General features: G+C 43.0%; 8 protein-coding genes. All 8 read right to left on the minus strand.

Going from position 1 to position 18,728, the window contains the following annotated elements; genetic code table 11:
* Positions 1-37: 37 nt before the first annotated feature.
* A complete protein-coding gene (locus tag CLIN57ABFB40_RS12345; RefSeq protein WP_175630401.1) occupies positions 38-3,913 on the minus strand; it encodes a TIM-barrel domain-containing protein in 3,876 nt (1,291 codons plus the stop codon).
* 103 nt (positions 3,914-4,016) lie between these two features.
* Entirely contained in the window at positions 4,017-5,471 is a 1,455-nt protein-coding gene (locus tag CLIN57ABFB40_RS12350) for a discoidin domain-containing protein (RefSeq protein ID WP_175630402.1), read from the minus strand.
* Positions 5,472-5,490: 19 nt separating this feature from the next.
* Positions 5,491-6,918 carry a discoidin domain-containing protein gene (locus CLIN57ABFB40_RS12355; protein WP_175630403.1) on the minus strand — a complete coding sequence of 476 codons (1,428 nt, stop codon included), beginning with the start codon at positions 6,916-6,918 and terminating at the stop codon, positions 5,491-5,493.
* Positions 6,919-6,937: 19 nt separating this feature from the next.
* Positions 6,938-8,710: a RagB/SusD family nutrient uptake outer membrane protein gene (locus CLIN57ABFB40_RS12360; protein WP_175630404.1), complete on the minus strand. Its 1,773-nt coding sequence runs from the start codon at positions 8,708-8,710 to the stop codon at positions 6,938-6,940.
* 13 nt (positions 8,711-8,723) lie between these two features.
* Complete coding sequence (locus tag CLIN57ABFB40_RS12365) at positions 8,724-11,873, minus strand: SusC/RagA family TonB-linked outer membrane protein (protein WP_175630405.1); 3,150 nt, start codon at positions 11,871-11,873, stop codon at positions 8,724-8,726.
* 14 nt (positions 11,874-11,887) lie between these two features.
* Positions 11,888-13,696, minus strand: coding sequence for a RagB/SusD family nutrient uptake outer membrane protein (locus tag CLIN57ABFB40_RS12370; RefSeq protein WP_175630406.1), 1,809 nt, complete (start codon positions 13,694-13,696; stop codon positions 11,888-11,890).
* 11 nt (positions 13,697-13,707) lie between these two features.
* Positions 13,708-16,584 (minus strand): SusC/RagA family TonB-linked outer membrane protein, encoded by a 2,877-nt coding sequence (locus tag CLIN57ABFB40_RS12375; RefSeq protein WP_175630407.1) that lies wholly within the window; start codon positions 16,582-16,584, stop codon positions 13,708-13,710.
* Positions 16,585-16,615: 31 nt separating this feature from the next.
* Positions 16,616-18,724: a glycoside hydrolase family 2 protein gene (locus tag CLIN57ABFB40_RS12380; protein WP_175630408.1), complete on the minus strand. Its 2,109-nt coding sequence runs from the start codon at positions 18,722-18,724 to the stop codon at positions 16,616-16,618.
* Positions 18,725-18,728 lie beyond the last annotated feature (4 nt).

Here is an 18,728-nt window from a genome sequence, read left to right on the forward strand (position 1 = left end):
TAATTTTATTCAAGGCAAAGATAACGGGCATTATGGATTACTGAATACCTGATTTATGAGTATTCAATTTCTTATCCACTAATAAGCCGTCAATAATCTTCAACCCGAATTTCACTTTACGTTTCGCCTTAAACTTCAAAAGACATAAGTCAACGGTTCCTTCAAGAGTCTTCTTGTTTCCTACATTGACAAAAGTAGGATACAAGGCTTTTGAACCATTGGTATGAAGACGGTCGTAAGTCAGATTCTCCATTGCATTCATATTCTGCAATTCCACCCCGACAAACTCATAATCCTGCTGATTGTAAGGTAAAGCAAAGCTGAATGCGTTGACTGCACGCAAGTCAATGCCTTTTACCTGGATTTCAATGATCTCATCTTTGTCATATACTTGTTTCGGTGTGCTGATTTCAATCGTGCCGTCCACTTTATCCGTACCACGGTTATCAGCACCGCCTTCAAGCTGCGTGGCAACCACCGAGATATCATAAGCGTCAATCAGCCCGTTCTTATTGATATCACCATTGCTGATGTATCCTTCAAAGTCGGAGTCGCCCTTTCTCAACCCTGTATAGTTGGTATAAGATGTCAGGTCGTTGCCGTCAATCTTACCGTCAACGTTGATATCTCCCTGAAGATAGCTTTCCGTTCCGGGCACTTTGAACACATAAATTTCTTTGCCGGAACCGTAGTTGCCGACAGCTTCCGTAACGGATAGTTTGATATAGCGGGCAGTAGGATGACTGGTGAAATTGAATATCTTCACATCATCGTTACGCTGCCATTCAAATGTTCCGGCTTCTGTCCACTGCTCTTTATTCATGCTATAAGAAACGGTTCCTTTCAGCAATGTTCCGTTGCCGGCGTTGATGCGTGGCAGGTAGTGGAACTTATCCAGTTGGTTGACAGTCACCAAGTCCATAACCAGTTCGAACGGAACGGCTTTTTCTCCGTATTTCGTATGCCAGATGTCACCAGACTCTACAAAGTCGAATAAGCGTTTCACACCTACTCTTCCTTGCGAAGCGGCTGTACATTCGCCTTTGATACCACGGATAGCAAATTCAAGCGGATCGGATTTGGTTGTAGCACTGAACTCAGCCCAATCTGAAACTCCGTCTTTGTTGACAGCACGTATCTTAAATGAGTACGATGTTTCGGGCGTCAGGTCTTTAAACAGCAGTTCCATATCCTTAATCGTAGTGTAGCGCATATCCATAAAATCGATCTCGTAAAAGTCAGCGTTCGTTACCTTGTCCCATGTCGGTTTCAGTGTATAGGCTTCCGTGTTGCCGGCAGTAATCCGGGCAATGGGAGCGGTCAGAGTTCCGGTAGTGATCCGGTGACGGTCTTCGGGAGCAAAGCGGAATCCCTCAATACGCAATGTCGTTGTATTGACCGTTATGTCGGTAGCAGCCAACTTCACCAAAAGCTGCGGGTTCTTGGTAATAACTACCTTTTCAAACTCACTTCCTTTAGTGGCAAACCGGTTCAGGTTGGGAGCCTCATCATAGAAGAATACATTTTCTCCTTTTTCAAATTCATCTTTCGAAGCAGCTTTTGTCAACTTCACTTTTTTCTTACCCAGTTGTGCCGTTACTTTCTTCGGCAGGGCGGTGACATTGATTCTGAACTCTGTAGCCTTTTCTTTTACGAAGCCTGCAAAGTCCCCTTTTGTCGGGTAAATGGTTACAGTAACATTATTTTTGGCGTCAACTTCGGATTCGATATCTGTTGTCACTCCTTTGCCCCGTTTATATTCTTCGGACACTCCGTCGTCGTCATACTCGGTAAAGGTACTCTTGCCACACGGGTAAAGCTCATAGATACGGATTCCCTTATTGATTTCAGTTGTATTGTTATTAGGATTCGTAAGCGGAATAATCGCCCCGTTCTTCACGAATACAGGAAGTTTCCAAAGGGGAGACGCAAAGTTATTGAGTATGCAGTTTCCTTCATATTTTTCTCCTGTGAAATAATCAATCCATGTACCCTCAGGCAGATAAATGCCGTCGCGGATATCATTTCCTTTCTCATCCGCTTTAGTTGCCTGATAAATAGGGGCAATCAGGAAATAAGGGCCGTAGAGATATTGATATTGCGTAGCTGTGCCTTGAGTATAGGCATTCGGATATTCCAAGAACATGGCTCTTATCATCGGCATGCCGTCTACGGCTTCTTTGGCGATACTATAGGCATAAGGCATCAGTTCGGATTTCAACTTCAGATACCAGCGGTTGATAGATGTAGCCGGTTCTCCCAAGGCATGCGGGTATTTTTCATTGGAGCCCCAACCGTCCATGTTCAGTTCCATGGGAGTAAAGGTTTTCCACTGGAAATCACGGGTATTCACTATCAGATTCTTTCCACCGAATATACCGTCCATGTCGGAAGTGATATTCGGCTGTCCTGACAATCCCGAACCGATATAGGTCGGGATATGGAAACGGATATACTCCCATACGCCACCCGTCTGGTCGCCCGACCAGATTCCGGCGTAACGCTGCGTTCCCGCCCAACCGTCGAGGGAGATAATAAATGGTCGGGCATCACTTCCATAGTAAGGCATGATATGCCCAACGTCAGCCACTCCGTTCAATCCGAAAGAATAACCTGCACCTACCCAGGCAACGTCAGTTTTCAGCACACGCACTCCGGCATCCCTTACTTCTTTCACAATATCCCTTTGCAACAAGGCACTCACTCCTTCTTTCGGATGCAGGTCCGACTGTGTCCAGAGTCCGATTTCCACTCCGTTCTGACGGGCATAATCCCCCAGACTTTTCAGGTTTTGTATATTACCGTCCAATGTTTCTGTCTGTCCGTATCCGGCTCCATAGCCGTCGTTAGGAAGCAGCCAGCCCAATGGCATGTCATGTTTCTTATAGCGGTCGATTACTGCACGTGCGGAAAATTGGTAGTTGTCCTTTTCTCCGTTCAGCGATTCTTTGATTCCGCCGTTATCTTTCTGGCTTTCTTTATACCGTTTGCCGTCCTCAAAGAGGATGCCTTTCTCGTTTTCTACCCAGTAGTCGCGATTATAAGCATTGAGGTGTCCCTGATAGAAGCCGAATTTAGGCAACAGGACAGGGTTTCCAGTCAGTTGGTAGAAGTCATTCAACAAGGCTACCGCCCCGTCGTTAATCATATAGAATACATCCAAATAGTCTGATTCGTGGTACAGTTTTACTTTCCCCTGTTCAGAGGCTCCGAAGTCATACTTTCCTTTCTTGAAAGTGTACCACATCACGCCGTACCCATTTGTAGACCAGTAGTAAGGTGTGGGTGATGCAACTCCCCCGTCTGTCCAGCTATTCTGGTTTTCGATGGAGATTACTTTGCCCTTATGGGAGAATCGTCCGTTCTGGACACCTCCGCCGTAAAAGAATTCTTGCGGGGTTTCTTTCAAGGTCAAGGTCACTTTTCCTTTCTCAAAAAGAGGTGCTTCCAGTTCTTCTACTACAACGGTGTTAGTCGCCAAGTTAGTTACTTTGAGTAAAGAGGTCTTTTTATCCAACCGGACTTTTATCTTTTCAGTAGTCAGAAAGACGAAATCGTCATTTTCTTCCAATTCCAGTTGGGAGAGTTCTTTTCGAGGATTGTCTACCAATATCTGCGCTTCCGGTTTGGCCTGAGGATCTCTGATTATTCTTCCGGAATTGTCTTGAAAGACACGGAAGATGTTTTCACCGTAGAAATCCAATGTCATTCGTTGGTTATTGGAGAATAGAATTTCGACGGTGGTGGGGTTTATTTTTCTTGCACTAACTATCGGCGATGTATGTGCTGCCAATTTTGCCCCTACCGTGGTCTCATACTGCTTGGCCTGTATCTGCGCATAACAGAGCGTCAGAGACAAACCGAATGTAAATAAGAATATTTTCATACCTGCATTTACAAATTTCTTTTTCATACTTTCTATCATCAATTTACGTATTCATTATTTGACAAATAAGGCTACCTCATCACTACTTGAGGCAGCCTCATTCCTTAAGCGAACAATCGTTTCTATAAAATTATTTCATACCAACATTGAATTCAGCTACCTGTATAGTACCTCCGTTCTTATTAATTTCGTCCTCATCGATGTGCAAATCACTCCAATCAATATACTGCACTTTAATGTATCGATAGGTAGATTTTTCAACGGGCAGTTCAATCTTATCCGTATTATTATCGTGAGGTATAACAATATTGGATTTTATCTCACTAAAGTTCACACCGTCATCGCTTCCATACATAGTAATTCCCCACGCCCGCAAATAATTGAACGAATTAGTAGTTCTGTGCGCCCATGTGAAATAATTAAAACTTTGCTTCATTCCCATGTCAACGACAAAATAAAGGGGAACATCTTTAGCGGCCGCGACATCGGTTCCATACGTTTTACCGGGTTTCACCAATGACAAATAGGTCGTAGCATCATCATCAAGGATATGTTCCGGATTACCGGTGTTGCCATCTTTCACATAATTTCTTCCACTGCCATAGGTGATAGAAGTAGTCACTTTCCAGTTCTCACGTTCATTCCATGATTTTATTGTAAACTTAAGAGTAAGAGGTGAGACTCCAACATTCAGTTCTTCATCAAGCGGAGATATCTGGATTTCAGCTTCCCCCCCAGCAGTTGTCATCAGTATTCCTTCTTCTGAGATAGAGATACAATCAGTTCCGGAAATAACCTCGTATTTCAATCGCTTGTCAGCCGCATTTTCCGGCAAAAAGGTCACAAGGGAAGATAAGTCAAACTCCTGCCCGACAAGCAATGTCTGTCCATTGATTTCTGCTGCTTTGTCATTCAGCTTGATTTCCTCAATAGGAATACTGCCTTTCACTACCAGTTTTAGTTCTTTCACAATGTTCAGCCCATCGGTAGAACGAATTTCAATCACCGCTTCTCCCATATTCATTCCCTGCACAAGGCTTCCTTCAACAATTTTCACTATATCTCCGTATCCTTCTTTCACAGTATATGTCAATGCACCGGCATCTGCCGACCACGGCATGACCGTGACATATTCCGCCAAATCTACCGGTTCTTCCATTCCTATGGTAACTTCGGGACTTAACACTACATCACGAATCAACGATGCCACTACTTTCAGTGTACAATCGGCGGATATAGACTTACTGGTGCGGTATTTTATAGTCAAAGTAGTTTCACCCGGTTTCAACAATGTTAGCTTGCCATTCTTATCTACTGTCGCGATGCTATTATCGCCTACCTCATAAACATAAGCCAAAGAATTGAATGATAGTGCCTCAGGAGTTACAGTGACCGATAGAGAATACGTCTCATCAGCTAAAGGAATGGCGAGCACATTCTTCTTATCCACATGGTCGATTTTCAGTTTCACATCATCGTAATAAGAATGATCCGATGCATATTCATGTTCGTCCGAACAGCCTGTTGCCGCCAAAGCGGCAATCAGGCAAAACGAACCTATCAAATGATTTAATTTTGTTTTCATAAACTCTTAGTTTAAACAGTTACTTTTTACCGACATTGAATTCGGCTACGCAAACATTCGTACCGTCATCTTTGTACCAATCTTTGAATTCAACCTTGATATATCTGCACTTGGACAATGCTACCGACTGTTCTATCTCCAGCAATTTCGAATCCGTTTGCGGACCTAAAACAATATCTTCCTGAATAACAGTATAGTTTTCATTATCATTACTTCCATACATCGAAATCTTGAAAATCTGGAAATTCTTATTGTTATTTCTATGCTTATATTTGAAATAATTAAATTCCTGTTCCGCTTTCATATCAACCACAAAGAAAAGCACATGGTCGGCAGGAGTAACCTCTTGATTATACTTCTTACCCGGCTTAGTCAATGCCAAGTAAGTATTATCCTTTCCATCTATTGCATGTTCCGGATTACCTGTAGCATTGTCTGTTGTATAATTTTTGCCGTTAGCATAAACGATGGATGTATCAACGAACCACAAAGAGCGTTCAAACAACGTCAGAGAAGCGTCAACAGTAAACTTTATCGTTTGAGGAGTAGCCACTTGGAATTCATCTATCGCAGAAATTTTAATTTCTACCTCCCCTTCACCTGTTGTTCTCACTACACCATTCTCATCTACTTCGGCATTTCCTGCCACAAGTTCATAAGCCAACGTCTGTTCAGAAGCATTCGATGGATATACAGTTACCAAAGCACCCAAATTGAAGACTTGTCCTATCGGAGCTTTCTTTCCATTCAGATTGGCGGCATTGTTTAATTCTATTCTTTCTACAGGAATCTTTCCGGTCACTTCTACTGTCACTTCTGCCGATATTCCGGAACCATCAGTTGCCGATACCATAATGGTAGCTGTCCCTTTAGCTAATGCTTTGACAACACTACTTCCTTCAGCGATTTCCACCAACTCTTCCGAACCGGCTTTTACCTCGTAATGAAGTTTTTTATTATCCGCATCAGACGGAATAGCAACAACAAATGGCGCCAAATCCAATTCTTTTCCTTCTTCCACACGGATGTCGGTACCTGTTACTTTCAACTCTCTGACAAATGTAGGTTGCACCTCCAATGTACAGCTTGCAGATATCTCCTGATTACCACGAAACTTTGCTGTCAAAGTAGTTGTTCCCACCTTCAGCAATGTAATCATACCATCATCAGCCACCGAAGCAATGCTTGCATCCTCCACTTCATAAATATAAGCTTTAGAATCAATAAACACATTTTCGGGAATTACAGCAATAGTAAGAGCATGAGTCTTATTTGCCAGTTTCACAGATAATACGTCATTCTCATCCACCAGATTCATTTTCAAACTGACATTGTCATAAGAGGAGTAATCCGTATCATACTTATATTCTTCCGAACAACCAACTGCGAGCCATAATGCGGCAATCAGGCAAAACGGAGCTATCAGATATTTATATATAGATTTCATATATTATTTTATTAAATGATTACCAACCCGGATTTTGAATTATCATTCCGTGAGAAGCATTGATTTCATCTTGTGGAATAGCACTAAAGTACATCTTCTGAGAGAAGAAGTGTTGTTCAATAGGCATCAGGCTCCATGTGAAAGTACCGTCCGGCATCTTTTCCCAGACTGCCGCATTGGTCCATACACCATTTAGTTTCTCATACAATTTACGACGTTTCAAATCCCAGAAACGGTTGCCACACTCATTAGCAAATTCAATACGTCTTTCGTTAATGATGAAATCAATCATTTCGTCTTTATCCATATTTTCCGGTACACCGTATCTTTTATCAGCTCCCGGTTGAATGCCTGCCCGGTTGCGAAGTTCAAACAACTGCTTCTCTATTTCATTCCGGTTTCTATCCACATCCAGCTCAGTCAAAGCTTCAGCATACAGTAACATAATATCAGCATAACGAATGAACGACAAACCTGTACCGTCACCATAATCACTATCGCCTCCCAGTTTCGATTCATCACAACATTTCCTGAAGAAATAACCGGTAGCCGTACCACCGCTCACCGCGTACCCATCCTGTTCAGCTCCTTTGTAGGTATATACCACCTCCGGTTCTCCTTGTTTTTTCTTCACCCATTTAGCTCCGTTATAAATAATCGTATAATCCAGACGGGGATCACGGTCTTTATACGGATTCTCCTTGTAAGCCTTGCTTTCCTTATCAATCGGTGTACCGTCAATCATCGGGAAGGCTTCTACCAATTCATGATAAGGCTGGATCTGCGCTCCGCCTTTGGCACTTTTCGGCAAAAGTGCGCTAGAAGGATAACAAGTGGTATATACTGTCAGCCAGAACCATACACGTTCACTATTTACACGTTTCGTTGTAGCTTGATAAAAACCGTATCCGGGGCGAGTCGTATTATCCACCATCAACTCATGAGTTCCCAGATTCATCAAATCTTTAGCTGCAGTCACTACATTCTGCCATCTGTTCTTATCATAATCATCATAGCCTACCAACAAGCGATTATCTCCGCTTCCGATATTTCCGCCATTATACAATGGGCTGGCAGCCAATGTATACAACTCCGTCAACACACCCAAAGCAGCAGCCTTGGTAGGACGGCCATAGTCAGCACCTGACTGTTCCAAAGGTAATGCATCCGCTACGGTCCTCAACTCCTGTGCTACATAGTTGACACATTCTTCAAATGTAGAACGAGGTAAAAGAGTCGGTTCAAATGGATCGATCACTTCATCGTATACCAATACCACTCCACCATACTGGCGCATCAAGTGAAAATAGAAGAATGCACGAATAAATCGAGCCTCATAAGCCAGTTTTTCTTTTGTAGCGTCCGTCAAAGGTGCTTTCTTATAATTCTGAAGGAAGGAATTACAACGATAAATTGTCTGATACATCTCCAGCCAACCTGTCTTGAAATCAGTGAAACCGGCATTTGTTCCTCCTTGACTGAAATCTCCTTTCGTATAAGCAGGCGTAAACTCAGTTACCTTAAAGTATGCACAGTAACGACTATTATCCGTTCCCGCTTCATAGTCTTTATAATTTTGCAAGGTACTAGGCACACTATGTGGCGACATTGTGACACGCCCCAGCTGCCAGAACAAAGCGGCATGGAATCCCATCACTTTCATACTGTCCGCAAAGACAGCCTCAAGGTCATCCGTTTCCTTTCCTTTACTATCCAGGAATCCCTCTGAAGTTTCGGTACATGCCGCCACTACGCAGCACATAGCCAGAAAGATTATTATTATCTTCTTCATTATAATCGTTTATTTAAAAAGCAATTTGACATCCAATATTATATACACGCTGCTGCGGATAAGTATCCATCGGGTTGCCCGAACTTACACGGCTACTTTCCGGGTCTACCTGATAATCACCTAATGCCGACCATGTCATCAAATTCTGTGCAGAGCCGTAGAAACGAACTGAATTCAGTCCCACTTTCTTCACCCATGCGTCCGGCAGCCTGTATCCTACCTCCAGATTCTTCCAACGGATGTAGTTAGCGGAACGCAACCAGAATGTAGATAATTCCGAGTTATTACCATTTTGCTCCCACAAAATAGGGAAAGCGGCATTCTTATTCATCTCAATCAATTGTGCCGGATCCGTCACTTTATTGCCGCTTTCATCAAACTGTGTCCATCTATTCAGATGCAACGGACGCGGACGTCCGTCACCGCTACCGATATGTAACACTTTCTCAATGCTCAATGAAGCTCCCGTCGCTCCTTGGAATAACGCACTTACATCAAAGTTCTTATAAGAAAATCCCACTGTCAGACCATAGTTGAAATCAGGGCGGGAATTACCAATAGCCACCTTATCATATTGGTCTATGATTCCGTCGGCTACTCCGTCCGGGCCACTGATATCTTTGTAGCGAAGGTCACCCGGACGCAATGTTCTGAGTTTGTCATACGGCCCGTTATCTATTTCTTCTTGTGTATTATAGAAACCATCCGCCACATAACCGAATTTTGTACCGATAGCCCTACCTGTACTCATGCTCAGTTTATACGGACTGGGAGCTTCCCCCATTTCCAGAATCTTGTTTTTTGCATGCGATACGATACCACGGAAAAAATAACTGAAATCTTTTCCAATCTTGTCTCTCCAGGTCAGTTCCGCATCCCAACCTTTATTTTCCGTGCGTCCGATATTCATATAAGGTAGTACACCCGACTTATATCCGGCATAGAGAGGAACAGATTCCGGCTTCGACAAGATATCATTCCGTCGGTTATAGAAATATTCAAATGTAGCAGATAAACGGCTGTCGAACATTCTCAAATCAATACCAAGATTCAATTTCTTTTCCACTTCCCAACGTACATCCTCATTAGCAATTTTATCAAGGAAATAAGCGGGAATTTTACTTGTTGAACGTTGATTCTCCCCAAAAGGATAGTCATATTCTTTCTTGTAACTTTCAAGGTATGTATATACACCACCTACTACAGCATCAGCTCCTGAAAGCCCATAGGAACCTCTCAATTTCAGCAAGTTTATCTGGAGGCCGTTAAGGAAATTCTTTGCGTACGGTTCTTCTGCCACATTCCATCCGATAGAAACTGAAGGGAAGAAGTCGAAACGGTTGGCCTTTGAAAAACGGTCCGAGCCATTGTATGCCCCACTAAGCTCAAGCAAATATCTGGAATTGTAATCATAGCTGACACGAGCAGAATAACTCATCGAGTTGCTCGGCGTATCAGAGCCTGCGCGATTGGAATACCAGTTGCCTAGCAATAAAGCACCTATATTATGTCCGCCAAAACGTCTGCTATACGACAAGTCTATACGGGTATTGATTTGTACATACGGTTTGGAAGTCGTTTCCTTCACTCCCATAGGACGCAATACATACAAGTCGTCATTAATCGGTCGATAAGAATCCGATTCGGCATCATGATAGAATGCCAGATAGTCCCCATCACCTCTCTTAAGTTCCCTCTTGGTTCCCCAGCGGTTGGTAAGTGCCATTACTCCTCTCACTTTCAACCCTTTAGTAATAAAATCCAATTTATGTTCCAACGTGATATTACCATTTACATTGTTCTTCCATTCACGTTTGTAACCACCTTGAGACATCAATGCCAGAGGATTCATCGCCTGACCTACCTTCATGCCATACGTTCCGTCCGGATTGTGTGCCGGATAGTTCCAAGGAGTGAAGTGTCCACCAAGCAAACGGGTGAAGATACTATAATCCCCACTCTGACCCACTGACGGTAAATGAGGTTCATTCAGCTCAGACAAAATAGCATTGGCATTGATTCTGAACAGAAAGTCTTTGGTAATCTGTATATCAAAATTAGAACGGATATTGTAACGTTTCAAATAATAATCATTATTAAAATCCTCAGTCTTCTCTACTTCTTTGAGCAAACCGGTCTGATTCGTATAACCGATAGCCACAAAATATTTCACCTTGTCAGTCCCCCCCTGTATGTCTACATTATACTGTTGCATCATAGCAGCTTTCTTATACATAAGGTCGTACCAGTCCACATTTGGGTAGAGATAAGGAGAATCACCGGTACGGAAATGCTCCAATGCTTCATCACTAAGAAGCTCCTGATTCTTTTCCAATGCAGCGGTATTTTCCGCATTCATATACATCTCCTTTATCAGTTTCAAGCTTTCATACGAATTAAGGAATGTATTTTCATAAGTAGGTTGCTGAAAACCGACATCAGCTCTGAATGTAATCTTCGGTTTGCCTTCCGAGCCACGACGGGTAGTAACCAAAATAACACCATTAGCTCCTTTCAGACCGAAGATAGAGGTACTACCTGCATCTTTCAGCACACTGATATCCTGAATGTCGTTCGGCGAAAGTTGGGAAAGGGTTTCGATGTCTGATTCTACATCGTCAATCAATACCAGCGGCGAAGTGCTGACATCTGCATAAGTGGATATACCGCGTATAAAGATATCTGCAGCATCTTTACCGGGCTGTCCGCTTCCCTGCAACTGGAAAAGTCCCGGCAGACGTCCGGCAAGTGCATTCTGCACAGTGGAAGTGGGCGATTGCCTTAAGGTCATACCATTCACCTGGCTGATAGACGCCACGTTTGAAAGCCGAGACTTCGTACCGAACCCTTGCTGTACAATTTCTACTTCCTGAAGCATATTTCCATCCGCCTCCATCGAGATGACCATACCGTTTGTAGCTGTCACCGTCTGTGAAGCATAGCCGATATAGCTGACTTTAATCTTTGCTTTGGATGATTTCAGTTTAATGGAGAACTTACCATCAATGTCTGTGATTGTTCCGTTGCCCGGATTATTCACTTCCAGAATAGTTGCTCCGACCAATACTTCGCCAAGGTCATCTTTTACAGTACCTTTGACGATCACTTGTGCCCATACGGCAAGTGGCATGAGCGCCAATAATAGGATGATTATTCGTTTCATAAAATTCTGTGTTTTTAATAGTTCCATCCGGGATTCTGGGTTAATTTCGTATTTCCGTTCATCTCACCTCTCGGTATAGGATACCAATACATCCTCTCATCAAAAGTAGAGGTGCGTACATTTACATAGTTATAGTAGAATGAGCCGTCAGCCTGTCTGATAATCTCAACGCCTTCCACAGGTTCATTCATTACGTCTTCCGCAATCTTCCAACGGCGGATATCCCAAAAACGATGTTCTTCAAATGCCAGTTCGATTCTTCGCTCATTACGGATAATATCGCGCATTTCTTCCTGTGTGTAAGTGGCAGGCAGACCGTAGCGTTCATCATCGCCGGCTTCAATACCCGCTCTTTTGCGCAATTTAATGATACAATCTTCAATATCAGTTTTGTTTGCATCCATATCCGCTTCATTCAATGCTTCCGCATAGTTCAGCAGGATTTCAGCATAACGGATAATCTGATAATGATGATAGGCTCCATTAAAGCCGGAATTATCTGCTTTAGTCTCATTCAATCCCAAGAATTTTCTCAAATAATAACCGGTTTGGGTGGTTATCAGATTAGGAACATTGGAACGGTCGAGTCCGCCATTAAACGTTTCTACCGCTCTCTTCAACCAGGTAGCGCCATTATAGAAAACTGTATATGTCAACCTCGGGTCTCTGTTCGCATAAGGGTTCTGATTGTTATATGCATATTTTCCGGTCGAGTCATCAATTCTTTTCCCGTCGAGCATCAGGAAAGCATCTACCAGATTCTGGCTCGGGCTAGTCAGCCCTTTGCACTTGTTTTTCTGATAACCGCACGGACTGTTGTCCGACTCCAGTGTAGTATTACCGGTGGCTTCTTTCATCATGATTGTTTCTTTGTTGGGAAATACATTGTTGTCTCCAAAGAGAGCCAATAATCCCGGCGTGGGATCCGTCTTATCTTCTTCTCCTTTTTGAGCAGTATAATGCAAATCATATACCCCCAGATTCATAACCGCCTTCGCGGCATCCGCCGCATCCTGCCATGTCACCAGTTCACTTGTCGGTGCACCTTCTTCTATCATCTTCTCTCTATAGAGGTCACTTGCCAGATAAAGTTTCAGACGGGAAACCAGTGCTTTCGCCACTCCTTTGTTGACGCGGCCCACGAGAGCTGTCTGTGTAGTGGACGGGATGGACATGGCATCAAACAAATCATTATAACAAGATGCCGGATTTTCTTCACTGATTTCAGCCAGAATATAGTTAGCGCATTCGACTAAGCTACTACGGGCAATATTCCAGTCTTCATCATAATTGAACACTTTATCGCCCAATAAGGGTACGCCTCCCCATCTTTTCACTAATTCAAAATAAAAATAAGCTCTCAGCAATCTGGCTTCCGCTTTCATCGCTTTTATATCTTTCGCGGATAACTGTGAAGAAGTAGGATAACCTTCTATTTTTTCCAGAAAGAGATTTGCCCTACGGATACCAATATAAAAATTCTTCCATGCCTCACCGTCGAGACTGGCAATATTCTCCGGTGACAAATTACCGTTACGATAGTTCTCCAAACTGCCGCTTCCTCCCTTATCACGGGTAGGCACACCGTCATCTGTAGCCGCGTCGAGGTAAGAATTACTCAAACGGGTATGCAGACTGGGCAACGACAAATAAATGGCTTGATGCAGCTGCTTCATATAGAGCGCTGTCGAATCTTTCGGATTCACCACATTCGCTTCTTGATTCCATTCCAATGGTTCGGACTCGAATGTATTACATGCGCTCACTGCCAACAATCCTGTGACACATGCTACCTGAATCGTTTTATATATGAATCTTTTCATGTTTCTCTAATTTAGAATTGAATGTTAATACCGAAATTATAAGCTTTTGAATTGGGAACATACGCTTTGGTTGTCCCATCTAAAAAGTTGAGTATTTCCGGGTCACGGTCTTTGATTCCGCTGATTGTGACAAGATTGTATCCATTGACAAAGAACTTGACACCATCCAGATGAATGCGGGAAGTCCACACCTTTGGCAGCGTATAAGACAATTCGACATTCTTCAGACGCAGATAACTTGAATTCTGCAACCAGAAAGTAGAAGTCCTCTCGTTGTAGCTGTTGCTTCCGGCAGATACTCTGGGGTATCTTGCATTCGGGTTGTCTGGCGTCCAACGGTCGAGATGCTCTACCAATGCTTGCCCGTAGCCACTTTGAGCATTAAATGTAAACGGCATCATCTTGTTAGTAGTCTGCGAATTACCCAATCCCGACCATTGCATACTGAAGGCAAGCCCCTTCCATTCGGCAGCTAAATAAACTCCGTATTCAATCAACGGTGCATTGTTTCCGATAGCTTTGACATCTCTACCGTCAATCAAGTGGTCACCATTCAAGTCGCGGTATTTGATATCACCGGGTTGTGGTTTGTAACCTTCTACCATGGTAGTAGCTAAATAATCGTCCACTTCTCTCTGGCTTTGGAAAAGACCGTCTGCCACATAACCGAATACCTGACTGTACTTTTCGTCAACACGTTGCATATACGACTCCGGATAAGCATTTTCTCCATTAGCCAGCAATTTGCTTTTATAGAACAAAGCATTAGCATTGGCTACAAACGATACATCACCGAATCTCTTGTTATAAGTCATATCCAGTTCGACGCCGCTTCTTCTGTATTTACCCAGATGTTCTTTAGGAATATCCAAACCAATCAAGTGATTGGCATCTTTGCCTACCGACTTCTGCAAAACATCGGAATAGGTATTATGGAAAAATTCTACTGTCGCGCTTAAACTTCTATTGAAAGCCTGCAAATCAAGACCGACATTCCAACGGGTTATCTTTTCCCATTTGCTCAAATAAGGCATATTGGCTTCCAGCAGAGTGCGTTGTTCGGTCACTTTATCGCCCCAATATATCTTATTTTTATCTTCTGATTTGTAGTATTTCAGATAAGTGTAATAATAATCAGTCAATGTCGCACTGCTGCTTCTATAATAAGCTCCCGTTCCATCGTTACCATTCATTCCAAAAGTAGCTCGCAGCTTCATCATATTGATAGCAGGCATATTGAACCATTCCTCCTTATGTATATTCCAACCTGCGCCCACTGAGGGGAAAATCCCCCATTGTTCTCCCGGTTTAAGCGTATTGAGATTCATGCCGGCAAGGGCAAACTCCGCCATATAGCGTTTGTCATAGTCATATTCCGCCCGGAAACCTACCGAGTTTTTACGTAACGGAATGTTCTTTACGCTTGATGTATAATCATTGTATGTATACAATATCTTTGTCCGAAAATTATTCTTCTTGATGTTGAAATCATAACCAATGGCAAAATCCAAATATTGCATACGATTCAAGCGACTATATTCTGTCTTGTTTTCTTGGCTGCCTGCCGATGCCATCTGATTGTACACTTCTGTTGAATTAGGATCGGTGGGGTCTTTCCAATAAGACCAAACTTCCAGGTTTTTACTCCGATTTAAGGATTCACGATAAGAAGAATTGTAAGAATAAGTGGCACTTGCATACAATCCCTTTAAAGCGCCTTGAAAACGATGTTCGAGGGTAGCATCAATGTTGAAATCTGTCTGCGGATAGAGATAATAACCGGACATTGTTGTCTGCCCATACAAATTGTTGCTTTGATGAATAGAGCTACCACCCAATGTCCCGTTAGGATTAAACACAGGATAAGCATTATTCGGCGTAGCATACATGTCTCTATAAATACTAGACATAATCATTTTCCCCGGTGTAGTCTCACGGTACATCTGGCCAAATACATTCACCTTGAAAAGTGTGTGGTCGGTAATATTGATGTCTGTATTCGTACGTAATGAGTACTTCTTCACACTCTCACGTGTATTATAACTATTCAACGAATTATCCTGTTTCAGGAATCCGTCCTGATTGTACACATTCAAATCAATAAAGTATCTCGCTACTTTACCACCCCCCGACATATTCAGATTATATTGCTGGATAGGAGCAGAGTTACGCAACAATTGATCCTGCCAATCCACATCGGGATGTGTATAAGGGCTTGCACCGGTGCGGTAAAGTTCCAAATCCGTTTGCGAATACATCGGAGACTTTCCGTCATTTAGCAACGCTTCGTTCAATAATCCGGCATATTGGTAAGCATTCAAAAACTCCGGGCGGAAGATCTGTTGATTGAATGCGAGTTGTGCTGTAAATCCGATTTTCAAAGAAGTTCTTCCACCTCGTTTGGTTTTGATATACACTACTCCGTTCCCGCTCGACATCCCCAACATAGATAATCCTAGTCCGTCTTTGATGACTGATACAGACTCAATCTGGCTCACCGGAATATTTGCGTCCGAGCGTGGCACGCCGTCTACCAATATAATCGGCGTATTTCCTCTCAAACGAAAGGAACGGTTTTCTGTAGGATATCCTTGTGATGTGCTGATATACAATCCCGGTAATATCCCATCTAACGTGGATTCCATGTTAAACACAGGACGATGTTGCAACCTGTCGCCCGATACTGTGGAGACAGCTTGAACCGATACTTCAGCGTCCTGACTTCCCATTAGCACATTCTTTGTCTCAGTACGTTGCTTCAAAGGAACGTCTTTTTTACTCTCTGCCTGTTCCTGTGCGACAACAAAGTTGGCAGCACACAACAAACAAAGTGCAAGCAGGCAATGCCTGTGTTTTGAAGTGTTTCCTTGTTTCAATAGTCTTTTCATATGTATTAATTATATTAAGAGTTTCAAAATATTACCAACCAGCATGCTCTTTCCTGTTTTCACGCGAGTCAGCACTACGCTTCTTTTCACCAGTATAATTCCATTCAATTTCATCTGTGTATTCTTTTCCATGATGTGTTGCGACGGTCCTGATTACATTCTTGCCTTCTTCCAATGTCACATTATCCAGTACGTAGTGCACATCGGTATAGCCATTGCGAATACCCGTCAACTCTTTACCGTTAAGATAGACTGTCGGAACACCGATATTGGAGTAAACTGTTACAGAAGTCTCTTTACGTTCGCGATTAGTGTTGCGACGTTGAGTCAGATATAATACAGGCTCTTTACTCCAATTGGCCTTGTACCAGTAATAAGAGTCTTTCTTGATTTTACGGTCGAAAGTCATCAAACCTTTCAAGTTACGGGCAGGAACACCGCCACGACTCCACATCGGTACGCCAAAGTCGAACATATTCCAAAGGTAAGAGGCGATGATATAAGGATGCTTCGAGATTACGCTCCATTGGTATTCGTGCGTTTTCGTCTGGAAAGTTTCCGGATAAAAAGGTTTTCCCCAGTTGAGGGCATCGCCCAGATATTCCGTCTGATGTTCCAAATTGGCATCTGCGCCATATTCCGTCAGCATCAACTTCTGCCACGGATATTTCTCTTCCAAACCTTTCACCCAAGGTTCAATATCTTGTATCTTCTTCTCATACCAACCGAAGTAGCGGTTCATTCCCTGAATATCAGCATTCTGGTTGACTGCATGTTCAGCATGACCGAAACCATTGACAGCTACCGTATAGCGGTCAGGGTCTTCTGTCTTAGCCAAGTCATGAAGTTTCTGTGTCAGTGAGGCTGTGTATTCGTGAGGTTGGTAAACTTCATTATGCAATCCCCAAACATAAATAGAAGGGTGATTGAAGCTCTGACGAATCAGCTCACGAAGCTGGGACTGTGCATTTTCAGATTCGTATCCCGTCACACGGTTTACAAAAGGTATCTCAGCCCAGATAACCAATCCCAAAGAATCACAACGGGAATAGAGATAGTCCGACTGCTGATAATGAGCAAAACGAACAGTAGTCGCACCAATATCCATAATCTGCCCCAGGTCGAAATCATGTTCCTTATTGGTAAGAGCGCTTCCCAGTCCCCACCAATCCTGATGACGGGTCACTCCATACATCGGATATTTCTCACCATTCAAATAAAAGCCTTTACCCGCAACTATCTCAAACTTACGGATGCCTAAGGGCTGGATAACTTCATCAATGACTTTGCCATCTGATATCAGATGTGAAACTACTTTATATAGATAAGGGTCTTTACGCCCCTGCCAAAGATGAGGCTTATTCAATTTGAATGTGGAAACATAAGCCTGCGTCCCCTGAGGAGTAAGTTCCAAAGGAAGACGATGAGAAGCAACTTTTTTACCTTCTTGAGTATAAATAGTGTTCTCAAGCACTAGGCTGGCAGGAATAAGGCTACCATTATCCAACTTCACTTTTACGGTAATATCCGCAGAGCGTTTTGATACATTCTTCTGAGTAATATATACTCCCGGAGACGCACAATCGGTAACTGTGATATTATTTTGCCCAGTAACAATGAGCCATACCGGACGATAAATACCGCCATACACTCCGAAAAGGTTATGGTTAACAGGTATTACATCCAGACGTGCCGTATTATCAGCCTTTACCATGATTTCATTTTCTGCACCCAACTTCAAGGCAGTGCCGATTTCAAAGGCAAAAGCGCTATATCCCCCTTTGTGTGTTCCGACGAGTTTGCCGTTCACATAAATCTCCGTGTTGGCGCCCACACCTTCAAACCGAAGAAAAACACGTTTCCCTTTCAACTCCTCACCAAAAAATTGTTTCTTTCTGTAATAGCCCACTCCTTCATAAAAAGAAGCAGCTTTTACCTGCATATCTTTGGCATTCCAAGTATGAGGAAGAGTGACGGTTTCCCATTTGCCATTCCATTGGGCGGCGACTTTCACAGGGTCTTCCGAAAAAGGACCGCGTTTGAACAACCAGCCTTCATTGAAAGAGGTCACTTCACGGGCAGTGAGAGAGAAGAACTGCCCGAGTAGTGCTAATAAAATGAATACAAATTTAAATTTCATATTA

Origin of the sequence: Bacteroides acidifaciens (genome assembly GCF_903181435.1) — a bacterium.
GTDB lineage: Bacteria > Bacteroidota > Bacteroidia > Bacteroidales > Bacteroidaceae > Bacteroides.